This window comes from Bartonella sp. WD12.1 (assembly GCF_002022415.1).
Taxonomy (GTDB): Bacteria; Pseudomonadota; Alphaproteobacteria; order Rhizobiales; family Rhizobiaceae; genus Bartonella.
On sequence record NZ_MUBG01000001.1, the window covers coordinates 774,039 to 791,529 of the forward strand.

Sequence of the window (17,491 nt, forward strand, 5' to 3'; positions counted from 1 at the left end):
TAATGCATCCATTCTCCCAGTTTTATTTTTTTTGATAATTGTAGTTAAAAGATTCAACATTTATGAAGAAGACTAAGATCGATTATTGAAATAATATAACCTATATTTACAGTGTAATTTTACACAATAAAACCAATTTATTAATACAGAAAAAGTGTTTTACTTAAATGATTAAACAATTCTCCGTCAGAATGCTGAAAGCAGTCTATTGGAATATTATTTGGTATTTTATATGCTATTTATCCTTTTTTTTGATATCTCAAACATATATTCAAGGTGCGGATGCGTTAAAACTTATTAGCCTGCGAACAATTGGTGATAATACATCTACACGTATTATCGCAGTTTTTAATGCTAAACCAAATTTTCATTTAGAAATTTCTGATAACCCTTCACGTTTGCTTATCAAGCTACCTCCAGTTGACTTTTCAACACAAAATATGCCTCCAAACAAACAAAATATACTATCAAGTATGCTATCCGATGTACATTATAGTTTTTCCAATACACAAACCTCATACATCACTCTGACCAGCAAAACCTCTTTTATTATTGAAAACAGTACAGTGCAAAAATTAGAGAATGGTTTATGGCAGGTGTTGATTGATATCACCCAAAATACACAGAAAAAATTTAATGAAATTTCGACAAAACAACAAAAAACCGACCAAAATATAAAAAAACAGTCCAATCCAAAGCATCATTTTCATGTCGTGCTTGATCCTGGTCACGGTGGAATTGACAGTGGTGCACAAGGCATTACTGGAATCTTAGAAAAAAATATAACATTAGCTTTTGCCCGTGCATTGCAAGATGAATTAGAAAAAGACTCTGATATTAATGTGATTTTAACACGCGATTGCGACATGTTTCTAAGGTTAAGTGAAAGAGTTAAAAAAGCACAAAATTTTAATGCCGATCTTTTCATATCTATCCACGCAGATAGTATTAATATTCCTTCTCTTCGTGGTGCTACAGTCTACACCTTGTCTGATAAAGCCTCTGATGCAATTGCAAAAACTTTAGCTGAAGTCGAAAATAACGCAGATCTTCTTGATGGACTGCCTGCAGAAGAATCGCATGAAGTTACAGATATTTTAATTGATTTAGCTAGGCGTGAAACTCATATACTTTCGCTTAATTTTGCTGATCTTATTATTTTAAACTTGTCAAATAATAATATTAATCTAATTAAAAATCCTCATAGATACGCTGATTTTCAAGTTTTAAAAGCTCCAGATGTACCTTCTGTATTGATAGAAATAGGCTATTTATCTAATAAAGAAGATGAGAAATTATTAAATAATTCTGAGTGGAGGAATCAAATAGTTGTTTCTCTTGCCCATTCTATTCGTCAATTTGCCCAGTATCGGAAGGAAATTATGCAGTTTCCTTAAATATTTGAAAAAGTAGAGTATTGATATTAAATTTTGATAACAAAATAATAGAGATTAATCTTGCATTTGTTTTAATTTAATAACACCTAGTAATGATAAAATTAAAATATGTTTCCTTTGATCAATTTTAAAGAAAGCGATATTCGTTTCAATGATGACTTTTTTTAGATATCTGCTTAGTTCCCTCACAGCTCTTGGATTTTGTGGAGTTATGGTATGGGTAGCAATGACGAGTAGCCAAGCTGATGAACTTCCTGATTATGAGGTCCTCTCATTGTATGAACCACCTGTGATGACACGTGTTCACGCAGCCGATGGTCGTCTTATGGCAGAATTTGCGACGAAACATCGCCTCTATTTACCAATCGAATCAATTCCAAATCTTCTTAAAGAAGCTTTTATTTCAGCTGAAGATAAAAATTTTTATAACCATTTTGGTTTAGACCCTGAAGGTCTTTCTAGAGCTTTAATTAACAATATCATTAATATCGGTTCTGGCCGACGTCCAGAAGGAGCATCAACCATTACACAACAAGTTGCTAAAAATTTCCTTTTAAATTCAGAAGCAACATTTGAACGTAAATTAAAAGAAGCTATTCTTGCTATACGTATCGAGAAGACTTACTCTAAAGATCATATTCTTGAACTTTATCTTAATGAAATTTATCTGGGGCGTGGTACTTATGGTGTCGCAGCAGCTTCATTGACTTACTTTAATAAATCTGTCCACGAACTTACTTTAGAAGAATGCGCTTATCTGGCAGCTCTTCCTAAGGGACCAGGAAATTATGATCCATTTAAAAATACACAACGCGCTATTGAGCGACGTAATTGGGTTATAGATCGGATGGTGGCAAATAAATATGTAACACAAGAGCAAGGTAAACAAGCTAAAGAAAAACCTTTGGGAGTAAAAGTGCGTGGGAGCGATAGTTATGTTTTTGCTGCAGAGTATTTTACTGAAGAAGTACGTCGTCATTTAATGCATCACTACGGAGCTATAACACTTTATGAAGGTGGTCTTTCAGTTCGTACAACACTTGACCCACATTTACAACTTATTGCGCGGCGTGCTTTGCAAAATGGTTTAATTAAATTTGATCATTCACAAGGGTGGCGTGGAGCTTATAAACATATCGATATTACAGATGATTGGGGTATAGCACTTGCAGATATCACTGGACTAAGTGATGTACCTGAATGGAATTTAGCAGTTGTTCTGTCTTCTAGCGCTGATAAAGTAGAGATAGGTTTGCAGCCAAAGCGTGAAAATTCAGGTTTATTATCAAAAGAACGAGTAATTGCTGCATTATCTATAGAGCAATCAAAATGGGCATTGAATGTTATTGGCGAAAATGACCGTCGAACAACTGCTCAAAATTTATCAGATGTCCTACATGTTGGTGATGTCATTTTTGTTGAAAAAATATCAAATACAGACGATGTCTATCGTTTGCAACAAATACCAAAGATTGAAGGAGCCATTGTCGCTATGGATCCTCATACAGGACGCGTTCTTGCAATGATTGGTGGTTTTTCCTTCTCTGAATCCGAATTTAATCGTGCAACACAAGCTTATCGCCAATCTGGTTCTGCATTTAAGCCTTTTGTTTATGCAGCAGCACTGGATAATGGATATACACCAGCATCAGTAGTTTTGGATGGTCCTGTTGAGATTCTTCAAAGTAATGGTCAAATTTGGCAACCCAAAAACTATGGTGGTACTTTTGCCGGGCCTTCAACATTGCGTTACGGTATTGAACATTCTCGTAACCTTATGACCGTACGGCTTGCTCATCATATGGGAATGCCATTGGTTGCTGAATATGCAGAACGTTTTGGAGTTACCGATAAATTGCAGCCTTATCTTTCCATGGCTTTAGGAGCTAGTGAAACAACAGTTTTACGGATAGTAACAGCTTATTCAGTTATTGCAAATGGAGGGCATTCGATTAAACCTTCTTTTATAGATCGAATTCAAGATCGTTATGGAAGGACTATTTACCATCATGATGATCGTCTTTGTGAAAATTGTAATGTTCAATCATGGAATAATCAAAGCGAACCAACATTAATTGATGAACGAGAGCAAGTTCTTGATCCTATGACAGCTTATCAGATTACGTCAATGATGGAAGGAGTTATCCAGCGTGGAACCGCTGCACGTTTGCGTTATCTTAATCGGCATATTGCTGGCAAAACAGGTACAACTAATGAATCAAAAGATGCTTGGTTTATAGGATTTACACCTGATCTTGTGGTTGGCGTTTTCATTGGCTATGATCAACCAGCTTCATTAGGACGCACTGGAACGGGAAGTTCATTGGGAGCACCTATTTTTGGTGAGTTTATGCAAGCCGCTTTAAAAGACAAGCCAAACGTGCCATTTAAAATGCCAAAAGGTATGATTTTAATGAAAATTAACCGTAAAACCGGTATGCTTGCTAAAGCTAATGATAATGATGTTATTTTAGAAGCATTCAAACCAGGAACGGGACCCTCTGATGTATATCAGGTTATTGGTGAAACTAATTCGTTCCAAGAAGGTGTTCCCACGGCAACCACTTCTCCGCAGGTTAATAAAGCCCTTCAAAATGGTTCTGGTGGGCTATATTAATTGAAAAGTATTTTTTTCATATGGTAGATATAACTATGAATGATATGCAATTATTTCTACACTATAGCTATAATCAGATAAGTTTATGAGAGCATAATATTCATTCTTATTGCTATTATTGATATCAAATAAAAGAATTTATAACGAAAAAATTAAAACTAAGGGGTTAAATTGTGCGAGCAGAAATAGAAACTTTGGTTGATGAAATACAGCAGGCTATTAAATTGCTAAGGAGGCATCTTTGACTGGGATCAGTCATTAAAACGTCTTGAATATCTCAATCAAAAAGCTGAAGATCCGTCACTTTGGAATGATACACAACAAGCGCAAGATATGATGCGTGAGCGTCAATGTCTTGAAGATTCAATAAATGGTATTCGATTATTTACGCAAACACTTGAAGAATGTATTGAATTAATTGCAATGGGCGAAGAAGAAAATGATGAAGAAATTATCACTGATGCAGAAAATACAATACGTAAACTTAAAAGTGAGATAGATAAACGGCAAATTGATTTGCTTCTCTCAGGAGAAGCGGATTCAAATGATACTTATTTAGAGATTCACGCTGGGGCAGGGGGAACAGAAAGCCAAGATTGGGCTTCTATGCTTTTACGCATGTACATCCGCTGGGCTGAACAGCATAAAATGAAAGTTGAAATATTAGAAATTCATGACGGAGAAGAAGCTGGTATAAAATCAGCTACGATTCTCGTAAAAGGGCATAATGCTTATGGTATGCTAAAAACAGAATCAGGCGTTCATCGCTTGGTACGCATTTCACCTTTTGATTCGAATGCAAGACGTCATACTTCTTTTGCAAGTGTTTGGGTTTACTCCGTTGTTGATGATAATATTGAAATTGATATTTCAGAGTCAGATATCCGTATTGATACCTACCGTGCATCAGGAGCTGGAGGACAACATGTTAACACAACAGATTCTGCGGTTCGTATTACCCATATAAAAACGGGCATTGTTGTTCAATGCCAAGTAGAGCGTTCTCAGCATAAAAATAGGGCAACAGCTTGGTCTATGTTGCGTGCACGCCTTTATGAAGAAGAACTGAAAAAGCGTGAAGAAGAAACCAATGCAATTGAAGCTTCTAAAACGGAAATTGGATGGGGGCATCAAATTAGATCCTATGTTCTTCAACCCTATCAGCTTGTTAAAGATTTACGTACAGGTATTGAAAATACTGATCCACAAACTGTCCTTAATGGTAATTTAGATGCGTTTATAGAAGCAGCGCTTGCCCAACGTGTTTACAAACAAGACCCTCTAATTGAAGAAAAGACTGAATGACGATACCAATCTACCATATTAAAATCTTCACTGGTATTATTACGCGATATATCAAACCATTAATTGATAAAACTAAATTAAATTCAGAATAATAACATTAAACTCTTATCAAGAATGTTAGCTGAACTCACAACTATTAATTAGATAATGCACGCGCAGCGGTTAAGACATTTTCGGCATGTCCAGATACATTAACTTTGCGCCATTCTCCTGCTATCTTTCCTGCTGCATCAATGAGAAAGGTGCTCCGCTCAACCCCCATATATTTACGCCCATACATGCTTTTTTCAACCCAAACACCATAAGCTCCAAGTGTAACTTTTTCCTCATCTGAAACAAGGATGATATCAAGTTCATGTTTTGTTTTAAATTTATCATGTTTGCTAACATTATCTGGAGATATACCAATAATGGTAACTCCTATTTTATCAAACTCTATTTTTAATCGTGTAAAATCAATTGCTTCACTTGTGCATCCGCTCGTATCATCTTTTGGATAAAAATATAAAACAACTGGCTTTCCTCGAAGATCAAAAAGACGTAATTGCCCTCCGCCATCACGTGGCAAATCAAAATCAGGAGCGATATCACCTTTCGTTGGTTTTGTCATTGCACTTTCTTTCTTTTTTACAAGTATCAAATTTCAGATTACATAATATAGTAACGCTTCAATTATATACATATTATTACGTATAATAAAAATGAATTACGAGAACTTGATCATTATAAGAAGTTAAAATTTTTATGATTTAACAAAATATAAGAAATTACAAAAAGAGATTAAGAATAGAGATAACTTATAACGGCTTAACTAAGACATGCTTCTTCTTACCAAAGGAAAGCTTAATTACTCCTATTTCATTGACATCATCTTCCAAAATAAGGCGCGTTTCATCTTCAACAATTTCATCATTCACACGTACACCACCACCTTGAACATGTCGTCGTGCTTCACTATTGGACTTGGCTAATCCTGCTTGTACTAAAAGAGAAAGCAATCCAGTACCTATTTTTAATTCTGTAGCGTTAACTTCAATAGTTGGAAGATTATCTGCAAGTGTTTTTTCTTCAAAAGTCTTACGTGCAGTTTCTGCAGCTGCATTAGCAAGAGCCTGCCCATGTAACATGGCTGTAATTTCTGTTGCAAGAATCTTCTTTACTTCATTAAGTTCAGTGCCTTGTAATTTAGAAAGTCTAGCAATTTCATTCATTGGCAACGTAGTATACAGTTTTAAAAATCGTATAACATCAGCATCTTCTGTGTTACGCCAATATTGCCAAAATTGATAAGGTGAAAGCATATCTGAATTAAGCCATATTGCACCATTCAATGATTTGCCCATCTTTGCACCAGAAGAAGTTGTAAGCAATGGTGAGGTTAATGCATATAACTGCGGCGCTCCCAAGCGATGTCCCAATTCAATGCCGTTGATGATATTACCCCATTGATCTGAACCACCCATTTGCACACGTAATCCATAGCGCTTATTAAGTTCAACAAAATCATAAGCCTGCAAAATCATATAGTTAAATTCAAGGAATGATAAAAAATTCTCACGTTCAAGTCTGAGTTTAACAGAATCAAATGATAACATACGATTGACTGAAAAATGTTTTCCTATATCACGCAAAAATTCTAGATATTTTAAATCACACAACCATTCAGCATTATTGACAATGCGTGCATCAGTTTCTCCATTACCAAATGTTAAATAATTAGCAAAAACTTTTTCAATGCTAACAATGTTTTTAGCAATATCATCTTGTGTTAAAAGACGCCGCGCTTCATCTTTAAAAGAGGGGTCACCGATTATACCTGTTCCACCCCCCATTAAAACAATGGGGCGATGACCTGTCTTTTGTAGCCAATGGAGCATCATAATTTGAAGAAGACTTCCAGCATGAAGGCTTAAAGCAGTGGGATCAAATCCAATATAAGCAGTTACAATCTCTTTTGAAAAAAGATCATCTAGGCCTTTTTCATCTGAAATTTGATGGATAAAACCACGTTCGCTCATAATATGTAAAAACTCAGATTTAAAGGCAAACATGGATTTCTTCCTTAAATATTAACTATCCGTTTTTATAGCTGAAAGCTCATCATTATTTTATACACATGGTATGTACATAATTTACAAAGAAACTAAAAATGTTAAGCCAATAAAGAACACATGAAAGAAACTTCAAGAAATGACATTGATATATTTTGCTTAACTATTGATTCTGTTCATATCATTAATTGCACAGCATAGCTTTGTATTTATAAAAAAGTATACTATAAATTCAAAATACTTCTTACGAAATACCGTTTAGCCACTAGTATGATCTTTTTTTTAATACTTTCAAGAAAGTGCCAATATTTCACGTGGATAACCTGACAACTCGCCCGCAAGATGATTGTCTAAATATTGTGAACATCGTTCAATAAGTTCTTTATGACATCCACTAAAAAAGTGGTTAGCACCTTCTAGTGTTTCTTGTGTAATAGTAATACTTTTTTGCGTTTTTAATTTATCTACAAGAGCTTGAACATCTTTTGGGGGAGCAACCTTATCGATATCCCCATGAATTATAAGGCCAGAAGAAGGGCAAGGAGCAAGAAATGAAAAATCGTAAATATTAGGTTGAGGAGCAACAGATATAAAGCTCTCAATTTCTGGTCGACGCATTAAAAGTTGCATACCAATCCACGCACCAAACGAATATCCTGCTACCCAACAATTTTTAGAATCAGGATGCTGTGTTTGCACCCAATCAAGTGCAGCAGCAGCATCTGAAAGCTCTCCCGTTCCATAATCAAATTCGCCTTGACTGCGACCAATACCACGAAAATTAAAACGTAAAGTAATAAATCCACGTTGCTGAAACATATAAAATAAATCATAAACGATTTTATTATTCATTGTTCCACCAAACTGAGGATGAGGATGCAGAATAATTGCAATTGGTGCATTTTTTTGTTGTGACGGCTGATAACGTCCTTCAAGACGGCCTGCAGGACCGTTAAAAATGATTTCTGGCATTCACTGCTCCTTAAAGTTTAAAGAGGCTCTCATTGACCTTGATTAACTTTCATATAAAATTTATTTATATGATTTTACTTTATTAATCGTTAGATATTCTGTTTTAGGTGCATTTTTCAAGAAAATTGCATTATTTTTCTTAAAATCAATTAATAAAATTACTGGTTGGGATTTAAAATGGCCGTAAAACGCCGATATTTTGATCATAATGCAACAACACCGCTTACAAAAAAAGCAAAAATAGCATTATTCGAATCTTTAGAAACATTTGGTAACCCATCATCTGTTCATGCAGAAGGCCGTGCTGCTAAAGCTTTATTGCAAAAAGCACGCCGGCAAATTGCCAGTAGACTTAATGCAAACCCAAATCACATTATATTCACATCCGGCGCGAGTGAAGCAGCAATGACATTACTGACCCCTTTTTATAACATGGGGTATTCTAAAGTTCAATTTTCTCACCTTTATATTGGTGCAAGTGAGCATCCATCTATTGCACAAGGGGGGCGTTTTTCTAAAGAATTGATCAGTAAAGTTACTGTTGATCACAATGGTTTAATCCAACAGGATAATCTAAAACTCTTATTGTCTTCTCACGATAATACAAAAGGCTTACCCCTTGTTGCTATTCAAGCAGCTAATGGTGAAACTGGTGTTGTTCAAAAAATAAAAGAAATAGCTGCCATTGTTCGAGACGCTGGAGGTATTCTTATTGTTGATTTAGTACAATATGTGGATAAAAATCCTATTGAAATCAATCAATTCGGGGGTGATTTTTTTATATTATCAGCCCATAAAATCGGTGGACCTAAAGGGATTGGTGCTTTTGTTTCATGCGGGAACCTTCTCATGCCGCAACCCCTTATTATTGCTGGTGGGCAAGAAAAAGGACTGCGTGGTGGAACAGAAGCGTTACCACTTATTGCTTCTTTTGGAGCTGCGATGAGTGATCCTTTTACACAAGAAGAAGTAGAAAGGTTACTTTACTTACGCGATAAATTAGAAAACGGCCTCCAACAAATTAGCAATGACGTTGAAATTTTTGGTAAAAACGTCCAGCGTTTACCTAATACCACTTATTTTTCTGTACAAAATATCAAAGCTGAAACAATGCAAATTAGTTTTGATTTGGCAGGATTTGCTGTATCGGCAGGTTCTGCTTGTTCTTCAGGAAAAGTAAAACAAAGTAAAACCTTAGAAGCAATGGGGTACCACATTCCAAACGGTGCAATTCGTGTTTCAACAGGACGCTGTACAACATCTGAAGATATTGATGATTTTTTATTGGTCTTTTCTCAAATAATAAGTAATAGTAAAAAATAAAATTTGTCATTAAAAAAATAAAGCTAATTTTAAAGCTTGATTGAAATTTTCCTCTTTTGCATATATTTTAAAAACTGAAGTACTCGCTTTGGTCTTGTAAAAATAAGATCTTTAATCACCGGTCCTTGAAGCCGGTAAGAATGGAGAAAACTGATGCCGGCAGTACAAGAGACGATACGCCAGGTACGTGAGATAGACGTTGATCAATACAAATATGGCTTTAAAACCAATATTAAAACGGATAAAGCACCAAAAGGCTTAAATGAAGATATTATCCGATTCATTTCTGCAAAAAAAAATGAACCTGAATGGATGCTAGCTTGGCGTTTACAAGCTTTTCATCGTTGGACTACAATGGAAGAGCCTCAGTGGGCGCGTGTTGAATATCCCAAAATTAATTTTCAAGAATTTTATTATTATGCTGCTCCTAAAAATCATACGGGGCCAAAATCTTTAGATGAAGTTGATCCTGAATTATTAGCAACGTATGAAAAGCTTGGTATTCCTCTTAAAGAACAAGAAATCTTAGCAGGGGTAAGAAAACAAGCTGATCGCTCTCCTCTTAATGATAATATTTATGGATCAGGACAAGTAGCCGTTGATGCAGTCTTTGACTCTGTTTCTATTGTGACGACATTTAAAAAAGAATTAGCACGTGCCGGTGTTATTTTTTGTTCTATTTCAGAAGCAATTATCGAACATCCTTCCTTTATTAAAGAATATTTAGGAACAGTTGTACCAACTGGTGATAATTATTATGCTGCTTTAAATTCTGCTGTCTTCACAGATGGTTCATTTGTTTACATTCCTAAAGGGGTTCGTTGCCCTATGGAGCTTTCAACCTATTTTAGGATTAATGAACGCAATACAGGTCAATTTGAACGGACATTGATTATTGCAGATGAAGATTCTTATGTTTCTTATCTTGAAGGATGTACAGCACCTCAACGTGATGAAAATCAGCTTCATGCTGCTGTTGTTGAACTTGTTGCGCTCAAAAATGCAGAAATTAAATATTCTACAGTACAAAATTGGTACCCTGGTGATAAAGAAGGGAAGGGGGGGATCTATAATTTTGTAACTAAACGTGGAGATTGTCGGGGAAATAATTCCAAAATTTCATGGACACAAGTTGAAACTGGTTCTGCAATTACTTGGAAGTATCCGTCTTGTTTGTTACGTGGTGACAATTCACGTGGAGAATTTTATTCTATTGCTGTCGCAAATGGTTATCAACAAATCGATTCTGGTACTAAAATGATCCATTTAGGCAAAAACACCTCAAGTCGTATTATTTCTAAAGGCATTTCTGCCGGTTTTTCAAACAATACTTACCGCGGGCAAGTCACAGCACATAGAAAAGCGCAAAATGCACGTAATTTTACTCAATGCGATAGTTTATTAATTGGGAACAATTGCGGTGCTCATACAGTTCCTTATATTGAAGCAAAAAATGCAACAGCTCACTTTGAACATGAAGCAACAACATCAAAAATCTCTGATGATCAGCTTTTTTATGTGATGCAGAGGGGAATTTCTGAAGAAGAAGCTATCGCATTAATTGTTAATGGTTTTGTAAAAGAAGTCATTCAAAAACTTCCTATGGAATTTGCTGTTGAAGCGCAAAAGCTCATCGCTATCAGCCTTGAAGGTAGTGTAGGCTAATTCGTGTATTTGATAAAATTTAATGAGAGTTAGATTATAAAACAGCAAGACCAGGATTAAATTATGTTAGAAATAAAAAATTTGCATGCCCGTATTGTTGGAGCCAATACAGAAATTATTCGCGGTTTAAACTTAACTGTTCAAAACGGCGAAGTTGCAGCCATTATGGGACAAAATGGAGCAGGAAAATCTACTTTATCATATGTACTTGCTGGCCATAATGATTATGAAGTAACAGAAGGCGATATTCTTTATAATGGACAATCTATTTTAGAAATGGATCCAGCAGAGCGTGCAGTGTATGGCATTTTTTTAGCATTTCAATATCCAATGGAAATACCTGGTGTTGCAACAATGGAATTTTTAAAAGTTGCAATAAACTCTCAGCGTAAAGCTCGTGGTAATGAAGAGCTTAAAATTCCTGAATTTATCAAGCGCATCAAAGAAATTGCTTCTAAGCTTGAAATAGATATGGCCATGCTTAAACGTCCATTGAATGTTGGTTTTTCTGGTGGAGAAAAAAAGCGAGCTGAAATTCTTCAAATGACACTCCTTGAACCTACTCTTTGTATTTTAGATGAAACAGATTCTGGTTTAGATATTGATGCATTAAAAATTGTTGCCAATGGCGTCAATAAACTCCGCAATTTAGAACGTTCATTTTTAGTTATTACTCACTATCAGCGCTTACTTGATTATATCGTTCCAGATACAGTCCATGTCCTTTATCAAGGTCGCATTATTAAAAGTGGAGATAAAACACTAGCGCTTTATCTAGAACAAAATGGATATACTGACATTATCAGTAAAACAGCCTGAGGTCATTGAATATGAGTATAAACTCAAAGCAAGAATTGATAGCTGTTGAAAAAGATATTATCAATAAATTTGTCCAACGTATTGACCATTTGCCTGGCAATAGTGCAGTGCAAACAATACGTAAACAGGCCATTGAATTATTTCAAAGGACGGGGCTTCCTTCTCGTAAAATTGAAAATTGGCATTATACTAATTTACGTACTTTATTAAAATCTATTAGTGATTTTTCAGAAACAAATAATGAGCAACTAATTGATGCATTACTTTCAGAAAATGTTGTCTTTTCTATTGAAAACGGCAAAATACGTACGTCATCGCAAATAGCAGGTGTCATAATAGAAAGCCTTGCAGATGCATTGAAAAAAAATCATGCAAAAATTAATCAAGTTACGGCAGATAAAGATTTTATTGCACAATTAAATACAGCTTTTGTTACAGATGGTTGGCTTTTTCAAATTCCTGAAAATACAAAATTAGATAATCCAATTGAATTGCAAAATATTCAAATGGGTGGACAATCACATATTTTTTCAGACATTAAAATTGGCAAAAACAGTCAAGCTATGATCATTGAACGCCAAATTGGTGGCAATAAAGATACTTTTGCCAGTTCGATATTTTCATTACATGTTGCAGCATATAGTAATGTTACGTGGATTCTTATCCGAGATAGGGGTTTCGATTCTACACAATTTAGTCGATTTCACGCAGTGCTTGATAAAAATGCTCAATTATCACTTTACGTAGTTAATATAGGTAGCCAGCTTAACCGCCAAGAAATTGATATTGAATTGCAAGGGCAAGAATCTAATTTTCAACTACGGGCAATAAATTTATTATCTGGGCAAACGCACAGTGATCTTACAATGACTGTTCGTCATATTGAAGAAAAATCAACTTCTACAGAAATTATACGTAATGTTGTTACAGATAAAGCGTATGGTGCGTTTCAAGGGATGATACATGTTGCACAAAAAGCCCAAAATACAGATGCACGCATGGCTTGTAATAGCCTTATCCTTTCTGATGATGCACAATTTAATGCAAAGCCTGAACTAGAAATTTTTGCTGATAATGTTGCGTGTGGTCATGGTGCGACAGTTGCGAAAATTAATCATGAATATCTTTTTTATCTGATGGCACGTGGTATCCCTCTTAAAATCGCTCGTGAGCTTTTAGTTAAAGGATTTATTTCTGAATTAATTGATGACATCAAGCAAGATAACATTCAAGCTATCTTGAGTGATATCATTGGTGAGTGGTTAAAAAAGAATATTTAAGGCATAGAAATGGAAAATTACGGACAAACATTGAATTATAATGTAGAAGCAATTCGATGTGATTTTCCTATTTTACAACATGATATTTACGGTAAGCGGTTGGCTTATTTGGATAGTGGAGCATCTGCTCAAAAGCCTCAATGCGTTCTTAATGCAATGAATAATCTCTATCAGTGCCATTATGCCAATGTGCATCGAGGAATGCATTTTTTATCAAATACGGTAACACAATCTTATGAAAATGCTCGTGAAACAGTTCGTGCTTTTTTAAATGCTCAATCAGCTCAAGAAATTATTTTTACGAAAAGTGCGACAGAAGCTATTAATACTGTAGCTTATGGTTGGGGTATGCCCAAATTGAGTGAAGGTGATGAGATTGTTCTCACAATTATGGAGCATCATTCAAATATTATTCCTTGGCATTTTATCCGTGAACAAAAAGGCATTAAACTTATTTTTGTACCAGTCGACGAAAATGGTATTTTACATATTGAAGACTTCCAAAAAGCTTTAAGTGATAGAACGCGCCTTGTTGCTATTACCCATATGTCCAACATATTAGGGACTGTTCCTCCCGTTAAAGAAATGATTAAGCTAGCGCACCAAAATGCTATTCCTGTACTTATTGATGGTTCTCAGGGAGCTGTACATTTAATTGTTGATATGCAAGATCTTGATTGTGATTGGTATGTTTTTACTGGTCATAAGATTTATGGCCCTACGGGTATTGGTGTTCTTTATGGCAAAAAATGTCGGCTAGAAGAAATGCGCCCCTTTCAGGGAGGAGGGGAAATGATTAACGAAGTGACAATTGATAAGGTTTCTTATAATAGTCCTCCATATCGTTTTGAAGCTGGCACTCCTCCTATAGTGGAAGCTATTGGGTTAGCAGCTGCCATTGATTATATGCAAGAGAAGGGGAGAGATACTATTTACGCGCATGAAATGGCACTTTCAACCTATGCACATGAAGGACTTGAAACCGTTAAATCATTACACATTTATGGCCGTTCTCCAAATAAAGGTGCTATTATATCTTTTCAAATTGAAGGTATTCACGCACATGATATCGCGATGTTTATTGATCGGCAGGGGGTTGCCATACGTGCAGGAACACATTGCGCGCAACCTTTATTGCAGCATTTTGGTTTAACATCTACTTGTCGTGCATCATTAGCTATGTATAATAATCATGAGGATATTGATCAATTAGTTGAAGCATTGGAAAAAGCAAGGAAATTTTTTAATGGTTAAACCAATTGAAGCATGTCACTCTGCTGAATCTGTTGACATAAAAAATGAAGAAGAAAAAACTTGTATATCAACAATTCCAAAAGCTGAAATTGAGCGTATGACAGATGATATCATCTCTGCTCTTAAAACGATTTACGATCCAGAAATACCTGCTAATATCTACGACCTAGGACTAATTTATCGTGTTGATATTGAAGACGATCGTTCAGTAAAAATCGAAATGACACTCACTGCACCTGGTTGTCCTGTAGCAGGTGAAATGCCAGGGTGGGTAGAGAATGCTGTAAATGCAGTTGAAGGTGTTTCATACGTTGAAGTGATTATGACATTTGATCCACCATGGACACCTGATTGTATGTCAGAAGAAGCACAAGTTGCTACTGGATGGTACTAAAAAACATAAAAAAAGTGGCATTTTCTTCCTTCATTTACCTGTGAAAGAAATGCCACCTTATAATTTCTCCTCATATTTCTTTTAGAAAAAATATGGCAGAAAGCTAAAATAAGAGCATTGTGATTATTTTATAATACCACATGCCAAACGCGCACCACCAGCACCTACTGATGAAAAGGTGTCTTCTCCTATGTGAACCATCAACGAACGGTTTTTAATTTCAGTAAGTTTCCTAATACGTGGAGCAAGAACACTCATGGTGGCTCGACCTTGCGCATCAACATACAGCATGGGCAAATCACCAAGATGGCCATTTACATTGTAAGGTCCAAGATGTTTGTTAGTATTTTGTGGATCATAGTGCCCTCCTGCGGCACCACCAATCACACCATCCTTCGTATCACATGAAGGATACATATGTACGTGAAAGCCATGAAAACCTTCTGGTAAGGCAGATAAATCTGGTATAAAAATCAAACCGTATTCATTTTCTTGAATTGTAATCTTACCAATAGACTTCTTTACATTGTTTTCTTCCAGCATATAAATTGCTACTTGAGTTGATTCTGCTAAAGCAAAAATGCTAGAATATAAAACCATGAGTAATGTTAATAAGGGAAAGAATTTATTCATAGAGCACCTTTCATATCTAATTTAAATTAAACAAAAAAGTTTTCTTTTTAATAATCTAATGTATAATTTCCCCGCTTCATATTCTATCTGTTACAATATTTTTATGAGTTTGTAAATTTTGTGACAAAATTTTCCTTTTATGATGTAAAATCAATGTGTTAGTATGCACCTTTATTAGTCCTTAATTTTAAGTATCTCCTGAACATACTCAAAAATATCCTCACACATTTCTAAGCTTATCTGTATCAATAATCGAAATCTGCTAAAAGCTAGCAGTCAATCTTAATTTCCTGACTTATAATCAAAATCATTATTTAACATTCTGTAGAACTTATTTTTTATGATTGTGTCATTTTTATTATAGCTCTTTTTGAAAAGATTATGTAATGGGGATAATGTATCATTATGTGGTTCTCAACATTATCTTCGGAGTAATTCATGAGCACGAAATGTTTAATTAGCACATCTATTATCACTCTATTTACAGCTTCTATAGCACATGCAGCAGATATTATGGTACCTCGAGAGTCGAGGCCCGTTGTTTCATCCACTCAAATGTCAAAGCAAGTTTCACCACCTGTTGAAATGAGTCCTAATTCTGATGTTCCACCAGTTATTTCTGCACCTACTTTTTCTTGGAATGGTTTCTATCTTGGAGGGCAGATTGGTGGCTTTTCAGGTAAAACGGGTATTAGTTTATACGCCAAAAAAGGCTCTGGTACGAGAGAATGGACACCAGTTGAAAAAGACACATTGCCTCAACTTTCCGGTTTTATGGGAGGTCTTTATGCAGGAGCCAATGTTGATTTAGGAAACAGTCTTATTCTAGGTGTTGATACGGATATCGTTTGGTCTAATAAACAGGATACAAAGGTTGTTGCAAAAAGAAATTTTGAAGGATTAGAGCTAGAGGAAATAGAAGAGGTAGAAGAAATAGAAGAAGAACCAAGTGTAGAAAATGAAAGACATCAATTATATGGATATGCATCTGTATCACAGCGGCAAATCATGAATTACTCAGCAATTTCAGAATCTCACACAGCTAATGCAAATAGCCCAAGCAATGAAAGCACAACATCTGCAGGACGGGAGAGGAAGCATACTAGATCAAAACGGACAGATGCAATGCAATCGAGTCAATTGTTATCTTTATCAAGCCAAACGCAAATGCAACAAACACATACTCAAGCTCAAAGTCCTTCAGTAGCACAGCCACATAGTTCACAACAAGAAGCACAACAGCAAGGATTAGAAGCTAGATCTCCAGTTCCAGGACATTCACACGAGAGACTACCAGCTTTGCCTGTAAGGCCTACAAGGGAAACAGAGCAAGTAGATAAAACAACGGGAGCTACTAAAATTTATAGTAGCACTTTAAAACAAAAATGGTCTGGTGCTACACGAGTACGTATAGGTTTTGCAGTTGATCGTATTGTGCCTTATATTGCTGGTGGTGTTGCTTATGCGCAGATTCAAAATACCTTTTCACGGTTAATTGAGATGGAAGGTCAGGAAATAAGTTCTTCTAGCTTATCAGATACAAAAATGATGGTGGGTTACACCCTGGGTGGCGGTGTTGATTTTGCGATGGCTGATAATGTCATTTTACGTGCAGAATATCGCTATTCAGATTTTGGTAAACAGAAATTTGCTAAAGATAAATTAGAGCTTGATTACCAAACCAATGATTTTAGAGTTGGTGTTGCTTATAAATTTTAATTTATTGTACGACTCAAATCGCTTTAAAAGCTCTATCTATAGTAGAGCTTTTATTTTTATCT

At 35.4% G+C, this 17,491-nt stretch carries 14 protein-coding genes; 10 read left to right on the plus strand and 4 right to left on the minus strand.

Features of this window, described 5'->3' with window-relative positions; all coding sequences use genetic code 11:
* The first annotated feature begins 167 nt into the window (after positions 1–167).
* The 3 genes from BWD121_RS03380 to prfB all read left to right on the plus strand — a co-directional run bounded on the left by BWD121_RS03380 (position 168) and on the right by prfB (position 5,319).
* Positions 168–1,397 carry an N-acetylmuramoyl-L-alanine amidase gene (locus tag BWD121_RS03380; RefSeq protein ID WP_078663380.1) on the plus strand — a complete coding sequence of 410 codons (1,230 nt, stop codon included), beginning with the start codon at positions 168–170 and terminating at the stop codon, positions 1,395–1,397.
* Between the two features lie 211 nt (positions 1,398–1,608).
* Positions 1,609–4,014, plus strand: coding sequence for a penicillin-binding protein 1A (locus BWD121_RS03385; RefSeq protein WP_240536706.1), 2,406 nt, complete (start codon positions 1,609–1,611; stop codon positions 4,012–4,014).
* Between the two features lie 173 nt (positions 4,015–4,187).
* Positions 4,188–5,319, plus strand: a protein-coding gene (gene prfB, locus BWD121_RS03390) for a peptide chain release factor 2 (protein WP_143245249.1) whose coding sequence is annotated in 2 segments (ribosomal slippage) — positions 4,188–4,256 and positions 4,258–5,319 — 1,131 coding nt in all. Because the reading frame shifts where the segments join, the coding sequence is not laid out codon by codon here.
* 136 nt (positions 5,320–5,455) lie between these two features.
* Here the strand turns inward: prfB and BWD121_RS03395 are convergent.
* The 3 genes from BWD121_RS03395 to BWD121_RS03405 all read right to left on the minus strand — a co-directional run bounded on the left by BWD121_RS03395 (position 5,456) and on the right by BWD121_RS03405 (position 8,342).
* Positions 5,456–5,929, minus strand: a complete 474-nt coding sequence (locus BWD121_RS03395) for a peroxiredoxin (RefSeq protein ID WP_078663383.1) — start codon at positions 5,927–5,929, stop codon at positions 5,456–5,458.
* 187 nt (positions 5,930–6,116) lie between these two features.
* Positions 6,117–7,370 (minus strand): tyrosine--tRNA ligase, encoded by a 1,254-nt coding sequence (gene tyrS, locus BWD121_RS03400; protein ID WP_078663384.1) that lies wholly within the window; start codon positions 7,368–7,370, stop codon positions 6,117–6,119.
* A 291-nt stretch (positions 7,371–7,661) separates the two neighbouring features.
* A complete protein-coding gene (locus BWD121_RS03405; RefSeq protein ID WP_078663385.1) occupies positions 7,662–8,342 on the minus strand; it encodes an alpha/beta hydrolase in 681 nt (226 codons plus the stop codon).
* A gap of 177 nt (positions 8,343–8,519) precedes the next feature.
* Here BWD121_RS03405 and BWD121_RS03410 point away from each other — a divergent pair, with 177 nt between their 5' ends.
* The 6 genes from BWD121_RS03410 (at position 8,520) to BWD121_RS03435 (ending at position 15,077) form a co-directional block, all read left to right on the plus strand.
* Positions 8,520–9,665 carry a cysteine desulfurase family protein gene (locus BWD121_RS03410; RefSeq protein WP_078663386.1) on the plus strand — a complete coding sequence of 382 codons (1,146 nt, stop codon included), beginning with the start codon at positions 8,520–8,522 and terminating at the stop codon, positions 9,663–9,665.
* A 153-nt stretch (positions 9,666–9,818) separates the two neighbouring features.
* Positions 9,819–11,330 (plus strand): Fe-S cluster assembly protein SufB, encoded by a 1,512-nt coding sequence (gene sufB, locus BWD121_RS03415; RefSeq protein WP_078663387.1) that lies wholly within the window; start codon positions 9,819–9,821, stop codon positions 11,328–11,330.
* A 63-nt stretch (positions 11,331–11,393) separates the two neighbouring features.
* Positions 11,394–12,149, plus strand: coding sequence for a Fe-S cluster assembly ATPase SufC (sufC, locus tag BWD121_RS03420; RefSeq protein ID WP_078663388.1), 756 nt, complete (start codon positions 11,394–11,396; stop codon positions 12,147–12,149).
* An 11-nt stretch (positions 12,150–12,160) separates the two neighbouring features.
* On the plus strand, positions 12,161–13,429 hold the full coding sequence (sufD, locus tag BWD121_RS03425) for a Fe-S cluster assembly protein SufD (protein ID WP_078663389.1): 1,269 nt from the start codon (positions 12,161–12,163) through the stop codon (positions 13,427–13,429).
* A 9-nt stretch (positions 13,430–13,438) separates the two neighbouring features.
* Entirely contained in the window at positions 13,439–14,683 is a 1,245-nt protein-coding gene (locus tag BWD121_RS03430) for a cysteine desulfurase (RefSeq protein ID WP_078663390.1), read from the plus strand.
* Entirely contained in the window at positions 14,676–15,077 is a 402-nt protein-coding gene (locus tag BWD121_RS03435) for an SUF system Fe-S cluster assembly protein (RefSeq protein WP_078663391.1), read from the plus strand. Before BWD121_RS03430 ends, BWD121_RS03435 begins: the two co-directional genes overlap by 8 nt.
* Before the next feature lie 123 nt (positions 15,078–15,200).
* Here BWD121_RS03435 and BWD121_RS03440 read toward each other — a convergent pair whose 3' ends face one another.
* Positions 15,201–15,710: a superoxide dismutase family protein gene (locus BWD121_RS03440; RefSeq protein ID WP_078663392.1), complete on the minus strand. Its 510-nt coding sequence runs from the start codon at positions 15,708–15,710 to the stop codon at positions 15,201–15,203.
* Positions 15,711–16,148: 438 nt separating this feature from the next.
* On the opposite strand from BWD121_RS03440, the gene BWD121_RS03445 reads away from it, so the two are divergent.
* Positions 16,149–17,429: an outer membrane protein gene (locus BWD121_RS03445; RefSeq protein WP_078663393.1), complete on the plus strand. Its 1,281-nt coding sequence runs from the start codon at positions 16,149–16,151 to the stop codon at positions 17,427–17,429.
* Positions 17,430–17,491 lie beyond the last annotated feature (62 nt).